The sequence below is a fragment of the Neisseria sp. P0021.S006 genome (assembly GCF_051956895.1).
The window spans coordinates 1-600 of record NZ_JBQCWZ010000885.1 but is presented as its reverse complement, the minus strand read 5'-3'; the positions used below and the strand labels follow the sequence as shown (position 1 = coordinate 600).

Here is a 600-nt window from a genome sequence, read left to right as displayed (position 1 = left end):
CTACTGGACATTCAACGGCGACGTTCCGGGCCAAATGATCCGTGTACGCGAAGGCGATACCGTAGAAGTAGAATTCTCTAAGAATCCTTCTTCTACCGTTCCTCACAACGTTGACTTCCACGCTGCAACCGGCCCAGGCGGTGGTGCAGAAGCTACCTTTACTGCCCCAGGCCACACTTCTACCTTCAGCTTCAAAGCACTGCAAGCTGGTTTGTACATCTACCACTGTGCCGTTGCTCCTGTAGGTATGCACATCGCCAACGGTATGTACGGTTTGATCTTGGTTGAACCTAAAGAAGGTCTGCCTAAAGTGGACAAAGAGTTCTACATCGTACAAGGCGACTTCTATACTAAAGGTAAAAAAGGTGCTCAAGGCCTGCAACCTTTCGATATGGATAAAGCAATTGCCGAACAACCTGAATACGTTGTATTCAACGGTCACGTAGGCTCTATCGCCGGCGACAACGCTCTGAAAGCTAAAACTGGTGAAACTGTTCGTATGTACGTTGGTAACGGTGGTCCTAACTTGGTATCTTCTTTCCACGTTATCGGCGAAATCTTCGACAAAGTATATGTTGAAGGTGGTAAACTGATTAACGA

At 47.5% G+C, this 600-nt stretch carries 1 protein-coding gene; it reads left to right on the top strand.

All coding sequences use genetic code 11. The features are described from left to right. Positions 1 to 600: copper-containing nitrite reductase (gene nirK / locus ACTHUM_RS17705; RefSeq protein ID WP_440403648.1), on the top strand; the 600-nt coding region annotated here is incomplete at both ends.